Source organism: Micromonospora citrea (genome assembly GCF_900090315.1).
In the GTDB taxonomy this organism is placed as follows: Bacteria; Actinomycetota; Actinomycetes; order Mycobacteriales; family Micromonosporaceae; genus Micromonospora; species Micromonospora citrea.
Genome location: NZ_FMHZ01000002.1, coordinates 4,936,584 through 4,955,278 on the forward strand (window position 1 = coordinate 4,936,584; position 18,695 = coordinate 4,955,278).

At 71.1% G+C, this 18,695-nt stretch carries 11 protein-coding genes and 2 rRNA genes; 8 read left to right on the top strand and 5 right to left on the bottom strand.

The window, feature by feature from the left end; translation table 11 throughout:
- Nucleotides 1-134: 134 nt before the first annotated feature.
- Together GA0070606_RS22675 and rrf are read left to right on the top strand one after the other, a co-directional pair.
- Nucleotides 135-3,245 (top strand): 23S ribosomal RNA (locus GA0070606_RS22675).
- Nucleotides 3,246-3,318: 73 nt separating this feature from the next.
- Nucleotides 3,319-3,435: ribosomal RNA gene (rrf, locus tag GA0070606_RS22680) — 5S ribosomal RNA — on the top strand.
- A 313-nt stretch (nt 3,436-3,748) separates the two neighbouring features.
- On the opposite strand, the gene GA0070606_RS22685 is transcribed toward rrf, so the two are convergent.
- On the bottom strand, nt 3,749-4,432 hold the full coding sequence (locus GA0070606_RS22685) for a hypothetical protein (protein ID WP_091103954.1): 684 nt from the start codon (nt 4,430-4,432) through the stop codon (nt 3,749-3,751).
- Nucleotides 4,433-4,501: 69 nt separating this feature from the next.
- Between GA0070606_RS22685 and GA0070606_RS22690 the strand changes: the two genes are divergently transcribed.
- The 3 genes from GA0070606_RS22690 to GA0070606_RS22700 are packed head-to-tail and all read left to right on the top strand — an operon-like array spanning nt 4,502 to nt 8,879.
- Nucleotides 4,502-7,120 carry a valine--tRNA ligase gene (locus tag GA0070606_RS22690; RefSeq protein WP_091103957.1) on the top strand — a complete coding sequence of 873 codons (2,619 nt, stop codon included), beginning with the start codon at nt 4,502-4,504 and terminating at the stop codon, nt 7,118-7,120.
- Nucleotides 7,117-8,451: a bifunctional folylpolyglutamate synthase/dihydrofolate synthase gene (locus tag GA0070606_RS22695; protein ID WP_091103960.1), complete on the top strand. Its 1,335-nt coding sequence runs from the start codon at nt 7,117-7,119 to the stop codon at nt 8,449-8,451. Before GA0070606_RS22690 ends, GA0070606_RS22695 begins: the two co-directional genes overlap by 4 nt.
- Nucleotides 8,448-8,879 carry a DUF4233 domain-containing protein gene (locus tag GA0070606_RS22700; protein WP_091103964.1) on the top strand — a complete coding sequence of 144 codons (432 nt, stop codon included), beginning with the start codon at nt 8,448-8,450 and terminating at the stop codon, nt 8,877-8,879. Before GA0070606_RS22695 ends, GA0070606_RS22700 begins: the two co-directional genes overlap by 4 nt.
- Nucleotides 8,880-9,145: 266 nt before the next feature.
- Here GA0070606_RS22700 and GA0070606_RS22705 read toward each other — a convergent pair whose 3' ends face one another.
- Nucleotides 9,146-10,489: a VOC family protein gene (locus GA0070606_RS22705; protein ID WP_091103967.1), complete on the bottom strand. Its 1,344-nt coding sequence runs from the start codon at nt 10,487-10,489 to the stop codon at nt 9,146-9,148.
- A gap of 143 nt (nt 10,490-10,632) precedes the next feature.
- Between GA0070606_RS22705 and ndk the strand changes: the two genes are divergently transcribed.
- Nucleotides 10,633-11,058: a nucleoside-diphosphate kinase gene (ndk, locus tag GA0070606_RS22710; RefSeq protein ID WP_091103968.1), complete on the top strand. Its 426-nt coding sequence runs from the start codon at nt 10,633-10,635 to the stop codon at nt 11,056-11,058.
- A 34-nt stretch (nt 11,059-11,092) separates the two neighbouring features.
- On the opposite strand, the gene sigJ is transcribed toward ndk, so the two are convergent.
- Both sigJ and GA0070606_RS22720 read right to left on the bottom strand, forming a co-directional pair.
- On the bottom strand, nt 11,093-11,971 hold the full coding sequence (sigJ, locus tag GA0070606_RS22715; protein WP_245724772.1) for an RNA polymerase sigma factor SigJ: 879 nt from the start codon (nt 11,969-11,971) through the stop codon (nt 11,093-11,095).
- Complete coding sequence (locus GA0070606_RS22720; protein ID WP_091103971.1) at nt 11,968-12,408, bottom strand: carboxymuconolactone decarboxylase family protein; 441 nt, start codon at nt 12,406-12,408, stop codon at nt 11,968-11,970. Before GA0070606_RS22720 ends, sigJ begins: the two co-directional genes overlap by 4 nt.
- 400 nt (nt 12,409-12,808) lie before the next feature.
- On the opposite strand from GA0070606_RS22720, the gene ileS reads away from it, so the two are divergent.
- Nucleotides 12,809-16,000: an isoleucine--tRNA ligase gene (gene ileS, locus GA0070606_RS22725; RefSeq protein WP_091103972.1), complete on the top strand. Its 3,192-nt coding sequence runs from the start codon at nt 12,809-12,811 to the stop codon at nt 15,998-16,000.
- Nucleotides 16,001-16,162: 162 nt separating this feature from the next.
- On the top strand, nt 16,163-16,858 hold the full coding sequence (locus GA0070606_RS22730) for a lysophospholipid acyltransferase family protein (protein WP_091103974.1): 696 nt from the start codon (nt 16,163-16,165) through the stop codon (nt 16,856-16,858).
- A 62-nt stretch (nt 16,859-16,920) separates the two neighbouring features.
- On the opposite strand, the gene GA0070606_RS33760 is transcribed toward GA0070606_RS22730, so the two are convergent.
- A complete protein-coding gene (locus tag GA0070606_RS33760; protein WP_281190987.1) occupies nt 16,921-18,624 on the bottom strand; it encodes a collagen-like domain-containing protein in 1,704 nt (567 codons plus the stop codon).
- Nucleotides 18,625-18,695: the final 71 nt, after the last annotated feature.

Here is an 18,695-nt window from a genome sequence, read left to right on the forward strand (position 1 = left end):
AGCGTGAGTGCTTGTCGGGCTGCCAGGCATGGCCTGGTCTCGCATACCGGTCACGGTGGTGGTGCTGGTGTGGGGCTGTGGGTTGTGGGTTGGTCGTTTGTTGAGAATTGCACAGTGGACGCGAGCATCTTTGTGGTCAAGTTGTCAAGGGCGAACGGTGGATGCCTTGGCACCAGGAGCCGATGAAGGACGTGGGAGGCCGCGATAGGCCTGGGGGAGCTGTCAACCGAGCTGTGATCCCAGGGTGTCCGAATGGGGGAACCCGGCATCAGTCATGTGATGTCACCTGCACCTGAACACATAGGGTGTATGGGGGGAACGCGGGGAAGTGAAACATCTCAGTACCCGTAGGAAGAGAAAACAAATTAGTGATTCCGTGAGTAGTGGCGAGCGAAAGCGGATTGAGGCTAAACCGGCTGCGTGTGATACCTGTCAGGGGTTGCGTGGTCGGGGTTGTGGGACCCTGCTGAGCAAGCTGACACTTGTTCGAGGAGTTATAAAGTCAGTGGCTAGCCGAACAGTCTGGAATGGCTGACCGTAGGCGGTGATAGTCCGGTAGGTGAAAGTTGCTGACCTTCTGTGGGTGTTCCCGAGTAGCGGCGGACCCCTGAAATCTGCCGTGAATCTGCCAGGACCACCTGGTAAGCCTAAATACTTCCTGGTGACCGATAGCGGACGAGTACCGTGAGGGAATGGTGAAAAGTACCCCGGGAGGGGAGTGAAATAGTACCTGAAACCGTTCGCCTACAATCCGTCGGAGCCTTGCGGGGTGACGGCGTGCCTTTTGAAGAATGAGCCTGCGAGTTAGTGGCATGTGGCGAGGTTAACCCGTGTGGGGGAGCCGTAGCGAAAGCGAGTCTGAATAGGGCGATTCAGTCGCGTGTCCTAGACCCGAAGCGGAGTGATCTAGCCATGGGCAGGCTGAAGCGCGGGTAAGACCGCGTGGAGGGCCGAACCCACCAACGTTGAAAAGTTGGGGGATGACCTGTGGTTAGGGGTGAAAGGCCAATCAAACTCCGTGATAGCTGGTTCTCCCCGAAATGCATTTAGGTGCAGCGTCGCGTGTTTCTTGCCGGAGGTAGAGCACTGGATGGTCTAGGGGGCCCACAAGCTTACCGAAATCAGCCAAACTCCGAATGCCGGTAAGTGAGAGCGCGGCAGTGAGACTGCGGGGGATAAGCTTCGTAGTCGAGAGGGAAACAGCCCAGATCACCAGCTAAGGCCCCTAAGCGTGTGCTAAGTGGAAAAGGATGTGGGGTCGCATAGACAACCAGGAGGTTGGCTTAGAAGCAGCCACCCTTTAAAGAGTGCGTAATAGCTCACTGGTCAAGTGGTTCCGCGCCGACAATGTAGCGGGGCTCAAGCACACCGCCGAAGCTGTGGCATTCACATTTTTACTTCGCAACGCCTTGATGTGTTGTGCAGGTGTGTGGATGGGTAGGGGAGCGTCGTGCCGGGGGTGAAGCAGCGGGGTGACCCAGTTGTGGACGCGGCACGAGTGAGAATGCAGGCATGAGTAGCGAAAGAAGGGTGAGAAACCCTTCCGCCGGATGACCAAGGGTTCCAGGGCCAGGCTAATCCGCCCTGGGTGAGTCGGGACCTAAGGCGAGGCCGAGAGGCGTAGTCGATGGACAACGGGTTGATATTCCCGTACCCGCGAAAGAGCGTCCCTGATGAACCTCGTTGTGCTAACCACCCAAACCAGCCAAGGCCTTCGGGTTGAGGTTGGGGAGCGTGGGAACCTGGCGGGTAGTAGTCAAGCGATGGGGTGACGCAGGAAGGTAGCTGAGCCCGGCCGGTGGTTGTGCCGGGGTAAGCGTGTAGGCCGTGCTGTAGGCAAATCCGCAGCACATGTAGGCTGAGACGTGATGCCGAGCCGATTCAGGTGAAGTCAGTGATCCTATGCTGCCGAGAAAAGCCTCTAGCGAGTTCTGAGCGGCCCGTACCCCAAACCGACACAGGTGGTCAGGTAGAGAATACCGAGGCGATCGGGCGAACTGTGGTTAAGGAACTCGGCAAATTGCCCCCGTAACTTAGGGAGAAGGGGGGCCGGAGACGTGAAGCCCCGCGCGGGTGGAGCGTTGTATGGCCGCAGAGAGCAGGGGGAAGCGACTGTTTACTAAAAACACAGGTCCATGCGAAGAAGTAATTCGATGTATATGGACTGACGCCTGCCCGGTGCTGGAACGTTAAGGGGACCTGTTAGCTCTTCGGGGCGAAGCGGAGAACTTAAGCGCCAGTAAACGGCGGTGGTAACTATAACCATCCTAAGGTAGCGAAATTCCTTGTCGGGTAAGTTCCGACCTGCACGAATGGCGTAACGACTTCCCCACTGTCTCAACCACAGGCCCGGCGAAATTGCATTACGAGTAAAGATGCTCGTTACGCGCGGCAGGACGGAAAGACCCCGGGACCTTTACTATAGCTTGACATTGGTATCTGAGTTAGCTTGTGTAGGATAGGTGGGAGCCGGTGAAGTCCATACGCCAGTATGGGTGGAGGCAATCTTGAAATACCACTCTGGTTGATTTGGGTATCTAACTTCGGACCGTTATCCGGTTCAGGGACAGTGTCTGGTGGGTAGTTTAACTGGGGCGGTTGCCTCCTAAAGGGTAACGGAGGCGCCCAAAGGTTCCCTCAGCCTGGTTGGCAATCAGGTGTTGAGTGCAAGTACACAAGGGAGCTTGACTGTGAGACTGACAGGTCGAGCAGGGACGAAAGTCGGGACTAGTGATCCGGCACTTGCGTGTGGAAGCGGTGTCGCTCAACGGATAAAAGGTACCCCGGGGATAACAGGCTGATCTTCCCCAAGAGTCCATATCGACGGGATGGTTTGGCACCTCGATGTCGGCTCGTCGCATCCTGGGGCTGTAGCAGGTCCCAAGGGTTGGGCTGTTCGCCCATTAAAGCGGTACGCGAGCTGGGTTTAGAACGTCGTGAGACAGTTCGGTCCCTATCCGCCGTGCGCGTAGGATACTTGAGAAGGGCTGTCCCTAGTACGAGAGGACCGGGACGGACGAACCTCTGGTGTGCCAGTTGTCCCGCCAGGGGCACGGCTGGTTAGCTACGTTCGGAAGGGATAACCGCTGAAAGCATCTAAGCGGGAAGCTCGCTTCAAGATGAGGTATCCCACCATCCTTTGGATGGGTAAGGCCCCCAGCTAGACGACTGGGTTGATAGGCCGGAAATGTAAGCCCGGTAACGGGTTCAGTTGACCGGTACTAATAGGCCGAGGACTTGATTACTAAGCTGCTACGCGTCCACTGTGCAACTCTGAACGAGCGAACACTCCACGTGTGTTTGACATGTTCATAGAGTTACGGCGGTCATGGCGGAGGGGAAACGCCCGGTTACATTCCGAACCCGGAAGCTAAGCCCTCCAGCGCCGATGGTACTGCACTCGGGAGGGTGTGGGAGAGTAGGACACCGCCGGACATTCTTTCGTTCAGGGCCACCCCCTTGTGGGGTGGCCCTGAACGCATTCTGGCGTCCATTCCGTTCGCGTCGCGCCGAGGGCTGCCCCCACAAGCCGGCAGCCTGGGCTTCAACCCTCCCACCAGTGGCGCACCGGAGACGACCAACGGCGCGGCCGGCGGAGCCGGCAAGTCAGTGGACGGCGCCCGCCGTGCCCGGTGCAGGGATCAGGCCTGACCGCCCGGAGCCGGGCACGGCGGGCCTCAACCCGCACGCGACACGTACCGCTGGCGCACCTCGTGAGATCGAGCCCGGCGCGCCCTCGCCCCCACCCTCACCCGCGGGTCTGCATCGCCTCGCGCATCGAGCGGAACAGCTTGCCGGCGTCGTCGATCGCGCGCCCGGGGAACATGGCCATCACGACGCTGCCGTGGTCGGCCCACCCGCAGACGGCGAAGTCGCCGCCGTCGCCGCTGGTGGTGCCGCACTTCATCACGCCGCCCAGCCGCCCGGCCGGCACGTCCCGCAGGCCCGTCACCTTGCCGGTCTCGTCGGTCAGCAGGCCGAAGAGGCTGTCGAGGTCCCGCTCCGGCTGCCAGAGCAGGGTCGTGCCGCCGAAGACGAGCACCGAGCGCTTGTCGTCGGCCGGGTCCCGGTAGACCGTGCCGAAGCTGCTGTCCAGGTCGATGTCGGCGGCGAAGCCGCTGCGCAGGTAGTCCGACGTGCTGCGGGCCCGTTCGCTGTCGTCCCGTACCAGGCCCGCCACGCGATCCGGGGTGGCCAGGTCGGCGTCCTTCTGCTGGGCCACGCGCCATCCCGCCGTGCCGATGGTGGCGGCTCCCGCGAGCCCGACCAGCGCCGCGGCGGCCCAGGCGATCCGCCGGCGCCGCGACCGTGCCGCCCGCCGCTCGGGGGCGTTCTCCGGGTCCCGGTTGCTCAGCTGGATGGGCTCGTCGGTCAGGTCGATCGGCTCGGCGCCGTCGTTGACCGGCCGCTCGGTGAGATGTGCGTCGGACATAGCCGACACCGTACGCGAACAGCAGGTGGCGCACGTCGGGTCCGGGGAAGCCCTCCGTAGACTTTCGGGGTGACCGAGAGACTGGATGCCCGACGCCCCGACGCCCCGACCCTTGCCGGCCAGTACCAGCCCGGCGAGGTAGAGCAGCGACGGTACGAGCAGTGGGTAGCCGCCGGCCACTTCCGGGCGTCGGCGGAGAGCGACAAGCCCCCGTTCACCATCGTCATCCCGCCGCCGAACGTGACCGGCTCCCTGCACATGGGCCACGCCCTCGACCACACCGTCCAGGACGCCCTGGTGCGGCGCAAGCGGATGCAGGGCCACGAGGCGCTGTGGCTGCCCGGCATGGACCACGCCGGCATCGCCACGCAGAACGTGGTGGAGCGGCAGCTCGCCGCCCAGGGTCTCTCCCGGCACGACCTGGGCCGGGAGCAGTTCGTGGAGCGGGTCTGGCAGTGGAAGGCCGAGTCCGGTGGCGCGATCCTCGGCCAGATGCGCCGCCTCGGCGACTCCGTCGACTGGGACCGCGAGCGCTTCACGATGGACGAGGGCCTGTCGCGGGCCGTCCAGACCATGTTCAAGAAGCTCTACGACGACGGGCTGATCTACCGGGCCAACCGGATCATCAACTGGTGTCCGCGCTGCCTGACCGCGCTCTCCGACATCGAGGTGGAGCACACCGACGACGACGGTGAGCTGATCTCGATCCGCTACAGCGACGACGTCGTGGTCGCCACCACCCGGGCCGAGACGATGCTCGGTGACACCGCGGTCGCCGTGCACCCCGACGACGAGCGCTACCGGCACCTCATCGGCACCGAGGTGCCCGTGCCGCTGACCGACCGGCGGATCCCGATCGTGGCCGACGAGCACGTCGACCCGAGCTTCGGCACCGGCATGGTCAAGGTGACCCCCGCGCACGACCCGAACGACTTCGAGATCGGCCAGCGGCACGGCCTGCCCTCGCTGACGATCATGGACGAGCGGGGCGTCATCACCGCGCACGGTCCGTTCCAGGGCCTGGACCGGTACGAGGCCCGGCCGGCGATCGTCGCCGCGCTGCGCGAGCAGGGCCTCATCGTGGCCGAGAAGCGGCCGTACGTGCACGCGGTGGGGCACTGCTCCCGGTGCAAGACGACCGTCGAGCCGCGGCTGTCGCTCCAGTGGTTCGTCAACACCGCCCCGCTGGCCGAGGCGGCCGGCGACGCGGTGCGCGACGGCCGGGTGAAGATCGAGCCGGCGGAGCTGGCCAAGCGGTACTTCGCCTGGGTCGACAACATGCACGACTGGTGCATCTCCCGGCAGCTCTGGTGGGGCCACCGCATCCCCGTCTGGTACGGCCCGGACGGCGAGATCGTCTGCGTCGGCCCGGACGAGGAGCCGCCGACCGGCGAGGGCTGGCGCCAGGACGAGGACGTGCTGGACACCTGGTTCTCCAGCGGCCTGTGGCCGTTCTCCACGCTCGGCTGGCCGGAGCAGACCCCGGACCTGGCGAAGTTCTATCCGACGAGCGTCCTGGTGACCGGCTACGACATCCTCTTCTTCTGGGTCGCCCGGATGATGATGTTCGGCCTGTACGCCATGGACGGGCGGCAGCCGTTCGACACGGTGGCCCTGCACGGCATGGTCCGCGACCAGTTCGGCAAGAAGATGTCGAAGTCGTTCGGCAACGTGATCGACCCGCTGGACTGGATCGACCGCTACGGCGCCGACGCCACCCGGTTCACCCTCGCCCGGGGCGCCAACCCGGGCGGGGACGTGCCGGTCAGCGAGGAGTGGTGCCAGGGCTCGCGCAACTTCTGCAACAAGCTGTGGAACGCCACCCGGTTCGCGCTGCTCAACGGCGCGCACACCGAGGGGCCGCTGCCGGCGGCCGACACGCTGTCGACGGTCGACAGGTGGATCCTGTCCCGGCTGGCGCACGTCACCGCCGAGGTCGACGAGCAGTTCGAGGCGTACGAGTTCGCGAAGGTCTGCGACCTGCTCTACCACTTCGCCTGGGACGACGTCTGCGACTGGTACGTGGAGCTGACCAAGCCGGTGCTCGCCGAGGGCGGCCCGACCGCCGAGGCGACCCGCCGGGTGCTCGGGCACGTGCTGGACCAGCTGCTGCGGCTGCTGCACCCGGTCATCCCGTTCGTCACCGAGGAGCTGTGGACCGCGCTCACCGGCGGCGAGACGGTCATGACGGCCGCCTGGCCGGTGGCCGACCGTACCGGCGTCGACGACGCCGCGGAGGTCGAGGTCGGCACCCTCCAGCGGGTGGTGACCGAGATCCGGCGGTTCCGCTCCGACCAGGGGCTGCGCCCGACGCAGCGGGTCGCCGCGCGGCTGGACGGCCTGGCCGCCGCCGGCATCGTCGCGCACGAGCCGCTGATCCGGTCGCTGGTGCGCCTCGACGCGGCCGGCGACGACTTCCAGGCCAGCGCGACGCTCGCCATGCCCGGCGAGGTGAGCGTGGCCCTGGACACCCGGGGAACGATCGACGTGGCCGCCGAGCGGGCCCGGCTGACCAAGGACCGGGCCGCCGCCGAGAAGGAGGCCGCGCAGGCCCGGGCGAAGCTCGACAACCCCGCGTTCGTGGGCAAGGCGCCGGAGCCGGTGGTCGCCAAGATCCGTGACCGGCTCGCCGTGGCCGAGGCCGACCTGGTCCGCATCGACGCCGCTCTGGAGGCGCTGCCCTCGTGACCGACCGCACCGATTTCGCCGCCGTCGAGGCCGAGCTGGCCGACCGCGGGTTCACCCGCATGGCCTTCGAGCTGGACAAGATCGAGTCGCTGCTCGACCTGCTCGGCAGCCCGCAGCGGGCGTACCCGTCGATCCACCTGACCGGCACGAACGGCAAGACCTCGACGGCCCGGATGATCGACTCGCTGCTGCGGGCGTTCGGGCTGCACACCGGCCGCTACACCAGTCCGCACCTGGAGACCGTCCGGGAGCGGATCAGCCTGGACGGCGAGCCGGTCGACGAGGGGCGGTTCGCCGCCACGTACCGGGAGGTCGAGCCGCTCGCCCGGCTGGTCGACGAGCGCTCGGCGGAGCCGCTGACGTACTTCGACATGACCACCGCGATGGCGTTCGCCGCCTTCGCCGACGCCCCCGTGGACGTGGCGGTGGTCGAGGTGGGGCTGGGCGGCGCCGAGGACGCGACCAACGTGATCCAGGCCGGCGTCGCGGTGATCACGCCGATCGGGCTGGACCACACCGAGTGGCTCGGCGACACCATCCAGGACATCGCGCTGGCCAAGGCGGGGATCATCCACAAGGGCGCGACGGTGATCTCGGCGGCGCAGGAGGAGGAGGCCGCCGGGCCGATCCTGGAGCGTTGCGCCGAGGTCGGCGCGACCATCGCCCGGGAGGGCGCCGAGTTCGGGGTGCTGCGGCGGGCGGTCGCCGTCGGCGGGCAGGTGCTCACCCTCCAGGGCCTCGGCGGCGTCTACGAGGAGGTGTTCATCCCGTTGCACGGCGCCCACCAGGCGCAGAACGCGGCGGTGGCGCTGGCGGCGGTCGAGGCGTTCCTCGGCGCCGGGGCGAAGCGGCAGCTCGACGTCGAGGCGGTCCGGGAGGGCTTCGCCACCGCCAGCTCGCCGGGGCGGCTGGAGCGCGTACGCAGCGCGCCCACCATCCTGCTCGACGGCGCGCACAACCCGCACGGGATGGCCGCCACGGTCACCGCGCTGCAGGAGGAGTTCGCCTTCAGCAAGCTGGTGGCCGTCGTCGGCGTCCTCGGCGACAAGGACGCGGCCAGCCTGCTGGAGCTGCTGGAGCCGGTGGTCGACCGGGTCGTGGTGACCCGGAACAGCTCGCCCCGGGCGATGCCGACGCGGGAGCTGGCGGCGCTGGCCGCCGAGGTCTTCGGCCCCGAGCGGGTCGAGGTGGCCGAGGAGATGCCGGACGCGATCGAGACGGCGGTGGCGATGGCCGAGGAGGACGTACCGGGAGAGCTGAGCGGCGTCGGGGTGCTGGTCACCGGGTCGGTGGTGACCGTGGCCGACGCCCGCCGGCTGCTGAAGCGATGAGCCGGCCGGAGCGGGGCCCGGTGGGCGAGGGCCGTCCGGAGGGCGCGACCGTCGGTGCGGACCCCGGCGGGCGGCCGGCGGGCGGGCCGCGCCGATCGGGGCTGCGCAACCCGGAGCGGGCGGTCCGCGGGCTCGGGGCCGGCACGCTGGTCCTGGAGGCGCTGGTGCTGGTGCTGGCCATCCAGCCGATCCGGATGGTCGGGGGAGACCTGGGTGGGGCGGCCATCGCGACGGTCGTGGGACTGGCCGTGGCGGCGGTGCTGCTGGCCGGCACGATGCGCCGGCCGTGGGCCTGGCACGCCGGCACCGTCCTGCAGGGGCTGCTGATGCTGGCGGGCCTGCTGCACTGGTCCCTGCTCGCGCTGGGCGTCGTCTTCGCCCTGGTCTGGGCCTACGCGCTGCACGTCCGCCGCGTCATCCTGGGCTGACCGAGCGGCACACCGAGGAGCCGCCGCCAGGCCGGCAGGCCCGCGCCGTGAGCCGGCAGACGCCGCGCCGACCTGCGACGAGCCCGCAACCGCCGACGGCGGGCCCGGGCCGGCGCCGAGGATGCCGACCCGCAGCGGCGGCGCGGCGAAGCCGACGGAGACCTTCTTGAAAGCCCGAGCCGGCAGGCCCGAGCCGGCAGGCCCGAGCCGGCAGGCCCGAGCCGGCAGGCCCGAGCCGGCGGACCGGCAAGCCCGGGCCGACGGGTTCAGGCGTCGGCGCGTTCGCGCCACTGGGTGAGGGCGATGCCGTGGCCGTCCGGGTCGCGGAACGCGGCCGCCCACACCTCCAGCTTCGTGCCCCGGTTGACCACCCTGGGTGCGTACGTGAACCGGACGCCGGAGCCGCGCAGCCGCTCGTACGCGGAGTCGATGTCGTCGACCTCGAGGTTGACGTGCACGAGCCGGCGGCTGATCGGCGCGGCCTCGGTGACCTCCCGCAGCACCAGCCGGGTCGCGCCGGAGGCGAGGACCGCGTTGCCAGCGCCCCGGTCGACCTCGGTGAAGCCCAGGTCCCGGTAGAACGCCAGCGAGCGGGGCAGGTCGGTGACCAGCAGCGTCAGCCCCACGCCGGCGATCGGCGCACCGGGGTCGTCGGGATCCGCCGCGGTGGCGCCGGCCTCCTCGTCGGCGCGGCCCGCCGTGGGGCCGAAGATCGCCTCGTCCAGCTCCGCCTGGCTGATCCGCTCCCCGCGTGGCCGTTCGCGGGCCTGGATGGGGTCGTCCAGGGGCAGGTCGAGCGGGTCGGCGCTCCGGTCGGCGGGGGCGGGCGGATCGAACCGCTCCTCCGCCGGCGGGCGGGGCGTCGGGGTGGCGCGACGGGGCAGGGTGCCCGTCGTGGGCTGCTCGACGAGCGTGCCCTCCAGCACGACCGGGCCGCCGGGTCGCTGGTGCACCACGACGGGCTCGCGCTCCTCGGGCCGCCCGACGGGCTCGTCGCCGAGCGGGTCGCCGAGCGGGTCGCCCAGCGGGTCCGCGCCGGGGGCGCCGAGCGGATCGCGGAAGTCGTCTTCCGGCGCGCGGTCGGCCCAGGGCGGCGCCTCCTGCTGGATCAGCACGTCGTCCAGCGGATCCGGGCCCGCGTACTCGGGCGGGAGGTCGGCGGCGACGGTGGCGGCGGTCTCCGCGTGGGTGGGCACGTCGTCCCAGAGCACCCGGACGTGGCGCTGGTCGTCCAGGGCCACCCGGATCGGCAGCGTCTGCCCCAGCGACGGCCACTTCGCCACCGGCACCCGCGGCTCGATGATCTTCTTGGACCGGGGCGGCAGCCCCGGCGCGTCGATCACCAGTTGCAGCTCGCAGCGGCCGAAGGCGTACTGGGTGGGCGGCTCGGAGGCGCTGTGCACGTGGCCCACGCCCACCACCCAGGTGCGCCCGCCGCCGCGCACGGTGGCCAGCGCGACGGCCAGCACCAGCAGGGCGACCCCGAGCGCCACGATGGCCCAGCTCGTCATGCCCAGCCCGAAGAGGACCACGAAGGTGGCCACGGTGCCGAGCACCGCGGCGATCAGCTTGCGTACCGGCGCGATGGGCCGGTTCCCGCCATTCGCCACTGTGGACCTCCCGGGGGTCAAGGGCCAGGCTAGGCCGGATCGGCCGCCGGGGGAAAGACCGGCCGCCGCGCCGGCGCCGGGACCGGGTCGCTACGCTGACCGTACCCAGCCCGACCGCCTTCCGCGCACAGGAGGAACCCAGCGTGTCCAGCAGCAGCCCCGATGAGCGCACCCTCGTACTGATCAAGCCCGACGCGGTCCGCCGTGGGCTGGTCGGTGAGGTGATCTCCCGCTTCGAGCGCAAGGGGCTGCGGATCGACGCGATGGTGTCCCGGACGATGGACGCGGCGCTGGCCGACGAGCACTACGCCGAGCACGTGGACAAGCCGTTCTACCCGCCGCTGAAGGACTTCATGACCGGCGGCCCGCTGGTCGCGTTGGTGCTCTCGGGCGACCAGGTCATCGACGTGGTGCGCGGGCTGGTCGGGTCGACCGACGGGCGCAAGGCGGCCGCCGGCACCATCCGCGGCGACTTCTCGCTGTCCAACCGGGAGAACCTGGTGCACGCCTCCGACTCGCCGGACAGCGCGAAGCGCGAGATCGCGCTCTGGTTCCCCGAGCTGGGCTGACCACCCGCGGCGGTTGCGCGGCCCGGCCGTCCGGTCAGGCCGCCCACCGCAGCTTGTCGGGGTTGCCGACCAGGTAGAGCCCGGTGATCCGCCCGCCGGCCGCGCCGACGGTCAACGCGTACGTGGCGCCGTCGGGGCGGGTCACCAGGGCGGCCGGCTGGCCGTTGAGCTCCACCCGGCGCACGGTGAACTCCCGGCCGGGCCCGTAGAGGCCGGCGAAGAAGCGGGCCACCCGGTCCGCTCCCGAGACCGGGTTGCGGGCCGCCTTCACCCGGCCGCCGCCGTCGGACCAGGCGGTCGCGTCGGCCGCCACCAGCCCGGTCAGCGCCGCCAGGTCGCCGTCGCGGGCGGCGGCGAGGAAGGCGTCCAGCAGCCGTTCCTGCTCGGCCCGGTCGGCGGTGAACCGCCGCCGGTCCTGGCCGATCCGGGCCGCCGCCCGGTGGTGCAGCTGCCGGCAGTCCGCCACCGACCGGTCCAGGATCCCGGCGATCTCGGCGTACGGCAGGTCGAAGGCGGTGTGCAGCACGTAGACCGCGCGCTCCGGCGGGGTGAGCCGCTCCAGCAGGTGCAGCAGGGCCGTGGAGAGGGAGTCGCGCAGCTCCACGGCGTCCAGCGGCCCGAACGGCGACGGCGCGGTCGGCACGGGCTCGGGCAGCCACGGACCGACGTACGTCTCCCGGGAGGCCCGCCGGGCGCGCAGCCGGTCCAGCGCCAGCCGGGTGACCACCCGGGACAGGTAGCGGCGCGGCTCCGCGACCGCCGCCCGGTCGGCCCCCAGCCAGCGCAGGTACGCCTCCTGGAGCACGTCCTCCGCGTCGTGCCGGCTGCCGAGCAGGCGGTACGCCAGGCCGAGCAGCATCGGCCGGTGCGCGTCGAGCGCACCGGCCGCCTGCGTCGCCCCTGCCGTGGTCACACGTCCAGCGGCGGCTGGGTCCGGCTGGTCACGGCGATGCGGTTCCACACGTTGATTGTGGCGATCGCGATCAGCAGGTCGGCGAGCTCCCTCTCCGACCACACCTTCGCCGCCGCGTCCCACACCTCGTCGGGCACGCCGTGCTCGCCGAGCCGGGTGACCGCGTCGGTGAGCGCCAGCGCGGCCCGCTCCCGCTCGTCGAAGAAGGGCGCCTCCCGCCAGGCGGCGACCGCGAAGAGCCGCCGGCTCGACTCGCCCTCGGCGAGCGCGTCGCGGGTGTGCATGTCGACGCAGAACGCGCACCCGTTCAGCACCGACGCCCGGAGCTTGACCAGGTGGTACACGGTGCGCTCGACGTTCGTCCGGGCGTACTTCTCCAGCCCCAGCACGGCCTGGTAGCCCTGCGGTGCCGCCTCCGCCACGTTGATCCTGTGCATGACGACCTCCTCGATCCGGTCGGTGTGCCGACACCCGCACGACGGATCGGGCGGGCCCGGGCGTGACAGTCGTGGCTGTGACGCCCGTCATGTCCGCCGGGCCGTCGGCGCACCCCGTTACTCGGCGGCGGTCCCCGCCCGAGGTCGGGTAACCTTGACGGCCGTAAGGCGATGACCCGGCCATCACCGGCGAGCCTCCGGAAGAACAGCCGGGTGACCGGCCCAGTAGAACCGGACGGGTCCGGCCCGTCACAGCCGGCCAACGAGCGGGCGGTCGATCCTGGCCGCCAAGCGGGGTGGTACCGCGGGCCTTGCCCCGGCGCGCCGGACGGCGTACCGGATCGGGGCTCGTCCTCGCAGACCCACACGACGAGTGAGCTGCGCGAGGAGAGCGACCCCGATGGCCTATCCGTTGCACGACCCGACCGCCGCCGGCGTCCCGGCGAGCCCGGACCTGCCCGCGGTCGAACGCCGGGTCCTGGAGCACTGGACGGCCGACAAGACCTTCGAGGCCTCCGTCGAGGCAAGGCCGACCTCCGGTCGACGACCGGAAACGACGGACTCTGCCGATGCCGGCGCCGCAGGCGACGCCGAAAACGAGTACGTCTTCTACGACGGCCCGCCCTTCGCCAACGGCCTGCCCCACTACGGCCACCTCTTCACCGGCTACGTCAAGGACGTGGTGCCGCGCTACCAGACGATGCGCGGGCGCCGGGTGGAGCGGCGCTTCGGCTGGGACTGCCACGGCCTGCCCGCCGAGGTGGTCGCCGAGAAGCAGCTCGGCATCACCAGCAAGGCGGAGATCCTCGACCTCGGCGTGGCCCGGTTCAACGAGGCGTGCCGCACGTCGGTGCTGGAGTTCACCCAGGACTGGGAGCGCTACGTCACCCGGCAGGCCCGCTGGGTGGACTTCGCCGACGACTACAAGACCCTCGACCTGGACTACATGGAAAGCGTCATGTGGGCCTTCAAGACGCTGCACGACAAGGGCCTGGTCTACGAGGGCTTCCGGGTGCTGGCGTACTGCTGGCGCTGCGAGACGCCGCTGTCGAACACCGAGACCCGGATGGACGACGTCTACCGGGACCGGCACGACCCCACGCTGTCGGTGTGGTTCGCGCTGACCGCCGACGAGAGCGCGCCGGAGCTGGTGCGCGGGCCGGTGCGCCTGGGCGTCTGGACCACCACGCCGTGGACCCTGCCGTCCAACCTCGCGCTCGCCGTCGGCCCCGACATCGAGTACGCGGTGCTGGAGCGCGACGGCCAGCGGTACGTCGTCGGGGCGGCCCGGCTGGCCGCGTACGCCAAGGAGCTGGAGGGCTACGAGCAGCTCGGCACGGTCCTCGGCCGGGACCTGGTCGGGCGCCGGTACACCCCGCTGTTCGACTTCCTGGTCGAGCAGGCGGGGGAGAACGCCTACCAGGTGCTCGGCGCGGAGTTCGTCACCACCGAGGACGGCACCGGGATCGTGCACCTGGCCCCCGCCTTCGGTGAGGACGACCAGAACGTCTGCAACGCGGCCGGGATCCCGACCGTCGTCACGGTGGACGACCACACCCGGTTCACCGCGCTGGTCCCGCCCTACCAGGGCGAGCAGGTCTTCGACGTCAACAAGCCGGTGATCCGGGAGCTCAAGGAGCGGGGGGTGGTGCTCAAGCAGGACACCTACACCCACTCCTACCCGCACTGCTGGCGCTGCGACACCCCGCTGGTCTACAAGGCGGTCTCGTCGTGGTTCGTCGCGGTGACGCGGTTCAAGGACCGGATGGTCGAGCTGAACCAGCAGATCAACTGGACGCCCGGGCACATCAAGGACGGCTCGTTCGGCAAGTGGCTGGCCAACGCCCGCGACTGGTCGATCAGCCGGAACCGGTTCTGGGGCTCGCCGATCCCCGTGTGGAAGTCGGACGACCCGAACCACCCGCGCGTCGACGTCTACGGCTCGCTGGCGGAGATCGAGCGGGACTTCGGCGTACGCCTGACCGACCTGCACCGGCCGGCGGTGGACGAGCTGGTCCGCCCCAACCCGGACGACCCGACCGGGAAGTCGACGATGCGCCGGGTGCCGGAGGTGCTGGACTGCTGGTTCGAGTCCGGCTCGATGCCGTTCGCCCAGGTGCACTACCCGTTCGAGAACCGCGACTGGTTCGAGCACCACTACCCGGGCGACTTCATCGTGGAATACATCGGACAGACGCGTGGCTGGTTCTACACCATGCACGTGCTGGCCACCGCGCTGTTCGACCGGCCGGCGTTCCGCAACTGCCTCAGCCACGGCATCCTGCTCGGCTCCGACGGGCGCAAGATGTCCAAGAGCCTGCGCAACTACCCGGACGTCTACCACGTGTTCGACTCGTACGGCTCGGACGCGATGCGCTGGATGCTGATGTCCTCGCCGGTGCTGCGCGGCGGCGACATGGCGGTCACCGAGGCGGGCATCCGCGACGCCGTCCGGCAGGTGCTGCTGCCGCTCTGGAACGTCTGGTACTTCTTCTCGCTCTACGCCAACGCCGACGGGCACACGGCGCGGCGCAGGACGGACAGCACGCACCTGCTCGACCGGTACGTGCTGGCGAAGACCAACGAGCTGGTGTCGACGGTCGGTGCGCAGATGGACGCGTACGACATCTCGGGCGCCTGCGTCACCGTCCGGTCCTACCTGGACGCGCTGACCAACTGGTACGTGCGCCGCTCCCGGGACCGGTTCTGGTCCGGCGACGTCGACGCGTTCGACACGCTCTGGACGGTGCTGGAGACCCTGTGCCGGGTGGTGGCGCCGCTGGCGCCGCTGACCGCCGAGGAGATCTGGCGCGGGCTGACCGGCGAGCGGTCGGTGCACCTGACCGACTGGCCGGACGCGGCGCAGTTCCCGGCCGACCACGACCTGGTCGCGGCGATGGACGCCACCCGCGACGTCTGCTCGGCGGCGCTGTCGCTGCGCAAGGCCAAGGGGCTGCGGGTCCGGCTGCCCCTGGCGAAGCTCACCGTCGCCTCCCCGGCGGCGGAGCAGCTGCGGCCGTTCGCCGACCTCGTCGCCGACGAGGTCAACGTGAAGTCGGTGGAGGTCACCGGCGAGGTGTCCGCGTACTGCCAGCAGGTGCTGACCGTGGTGCCGCGCGCGCTCGGCCCGCGCGTCGGCAAGCAGGTCCAACAGGTCATCAGGGCGGTCAAGGCGGGCGAGTGGGAGCTGGTCGACGGCGCCCCCGTCGCCGCCGGCGTCACCCTCGCCGAGGGCGAGTACGAGCTGCGGCTGGTCGCGGCCGACGCCGAGCACTCCGCGCCGCTGCCCGGCGGTGAGGGCGTGGTCGTGCTGGACACCGAGGTCACCCCGGAGCTGGCGGCCGAAGGGCTGGCCCGCGACGTCGTCCGGGTGGTGCAGCAGGCCCGCCGGGACGCCGACCTGGACGTGTCGGACCGGATCGTCGTGGCGCTGTCGGCCTCCGAGCAGGTGCGCGCGGCGGTCGCCGGCTACACCGACTTCGTGGCCCGGGAGGTGCTCGCCGACACCGTCGACTTCGCCGACGGGGTGGAGGGCTTCACCGGGGAGGTCGGCGAGGGGGACCGGGTGACGGTCGCCGTCCGCCGGGTATGAGGAAGTGACGGGGGTGGTGGTCCGGCGGTGCGCCGCCGGGCCGCCACCACCGGCCCCGGCACCCCTGCCCAGCAGCCGGTCTGCCCGCCACCCCCGTATGGCGGTGTGGATCCGTCCGCTACCGTGACACCGCCTGCCCGCACACGATTCGCCGGAGGACCAGTGCCCCTGCTCTACACCATCGGCAAGCTCACCGTGGCGCCCGCGCTCCGGCTGGCCTTCCGTCCGACCGTGGAGGGGTTGGAGCACATTCCGGAGACCGGTGGCGCGATCTTCGCGGGCAACCACCTCTCGGTCGCCGACGAGCTCTTCCTCGGCACCGTGGTGCCCCGGCACCTGGCGTTCTGGGCCAAGTCGGAGTACTTCAAGGGCACCGGTCCGAAGGGCGCCTTCTCCAAGTTCGTGCTCACCGGCCTGGGGGCCATCCCGGTCGAGCGGGCCGGCGGCCGGGCGGCACTGTCCGCGTTCGACGCCGCCATCCCGGTGCTGAAGGCCGGTGACCTCGTCGCCGTCTATCCCGAGGGGACGCGGTCGCCGGACGGCCGGCTCTACCGGGGGCGCACCGGCGCGGCCCGCCTGGCGGTGGCGGCCGGCGTGCCGGTCATCCCGGTCGGCATGCTGGGCACCGACAAGGCCCAGCCCATCGGCACCCGGGTGCCCCGCCCCGGCCGCGCCAAGATCACCGTACGGTTCGGCAAGCCGCTGGACTTCACCGGCCGGCCCGACGACCGTACCTCGCTGCGCGAGATGACCGACGAGATCATGGCCGAGATCCAGAAGCTCACCGGCCAGGAGTACGTCCCCCGCTACGCCCCGCCGCGCGCCCAGTCCACCGCTCCCGACGACCGTTCGGCCTGAGCCGACGTCGCCACGCCGGCCCGCCGCCGACGTCGCCACGCCGGCCCGCCGCTAGAGTCGGCTCAGCCCTGCTCGGCGGTGACGATCTGCTCCCGCAGCCGGCCCAGCAGGGCGGCGCTGTCGTCGACGGAGAGCCGGGTGAAGACCGCGGTGGTGATGCTGCCGTGGTCGACCGAGGTGCACACGACCACGTCGTCGCCGTCGGCGCGGCCCACCGCGCACCGCTCGTGCCGGCCGCGTACGCCGGTGTCCACCACCTGCGCCTCGCCGAGCGAGTACGGCCCGGCCAGCCGGGTGATCTCCTCCTCCGCGTCCGACTCGGGGGTGAACCGGAAACCGGTGCCGCCGAAGACCGTCACCCGCTTGCCCGCGGACGTGCCGTAGACGCCGGCGAAGGTGTCCTCGGCCAGCCAGTGCGCCTTGCGTACCTCCGTCTCCAGCCGCTTGGCGGCCTCCTTGCTGCCCTGGTCGTCGCGCAGCCGCAGGTCCGCAACCTCGGCGGGGAGGGTGGCGTTGGCCGGGTACTGCGTCACCATCGGCGTCCCGTAGTAGGCCGGGCAGCCGCAGCAGCAGACCAGCGTGAGCAGCAGCATCCACGGCCAGCGGCGACGCTTGCGGACGGCGACCGGGACGTACCCCTCGGGGGCCTGGAAGCCGGGTGGCGGCGCGGCCGGCGGCGTCTTCGCGCGCCGCTGCCGCGGCGGCGCGGGCGGTGGGGGCGGTGGCGCCGCCCGCTGCGCCGGGACGGGCGCCCGGGAGACCGGAGGCGGCGAGACCGGCCGCGCGACCGGAGGCGGCGAGACCGGCCGCGCGACCGGAGGCGGCGAGACCGGCCGCGCGACCGGAGGCGGCGAGACCGGCCGCGCGACCGGAGGCGGCGAAACCGGGTAGGCGACCGGCGGCGGGTCGTGGTGCGGTCGGGCGACCGGCGGCGGGTCGTGGTGCGGTCGGGCGGGCGGCGGCGCGGGGGACTGGACGGCCGGCGCGGGCCGGGCCGGCGGCGCGGCCGGGTAGGGCAGGGTCGGCGGCAGCGGCGGCAGCTCGGCCGGCGGCAGGTCCCACCCGCCGGTGTCCACGCCGGCCCACGGGTCGACCGGGGTGCGGTGCTCGGGCGGCTCCGCCGGGAGCGGCGGCACGGGAGTGGGCTCGGCCGACTCGCCCCAGGCCCGCCTGCGCGGCGGCGGGGGAGGAACCGACGCGGAGCCGCTCCACCGGGGCGCGGACGGCTGCTCGTCGGCGGGCAGCATCCGGGTGCCCTGCGGGCCGACCGTCGGGCGGTCCCCGGCGGCACCATCGGGGGCGAGCGGGCGGGTGCCCTGCGGTTCGGCGGCCGATGGCTCCGCCGCCGGCCCGTCGGTGGGGAGCATCCGGGTGCCCTGCGGGCCGACCGCCGGGCGGTCCCCGGCGGGACCGTCGGCGGGCGGCGGGCCGGTGGCGCCGGACCCGGCGGGGTCTCCCGGGCCGGTGGGGTCCTCCGGGCTGGCGGGTGCCCTGGCGCCGGCGTGGTCCTCCGGGCTGGCGGGGCCCGCCGGAGACGTGGCGTCCGGCTCACCCTGCCCGGCCTCGGGACCGGCGTCGCCCGGGTGGCCGGCGGCGGTCGCCTCGGGGTCGTCGACGGGCAGCTCACGGGTGCCCTCCGGGCCCGTGCGAGCGGGCGCTGCGGGGGAGGACGTGGGCTGCCCGGTGGGCGCCGGATCCCGGCCCTGGACCGGGCCCGGGGTGCTCCCGTCGGCCGGCCGGTCCGGGCCCGGCTGCGGCTGCGGCATCGCGGCAATCTCCTCTCGCGCCGGTCCGAGGTTAGTACCGACGTGCCAACGCGGCGATCCCGCCCGCCCGA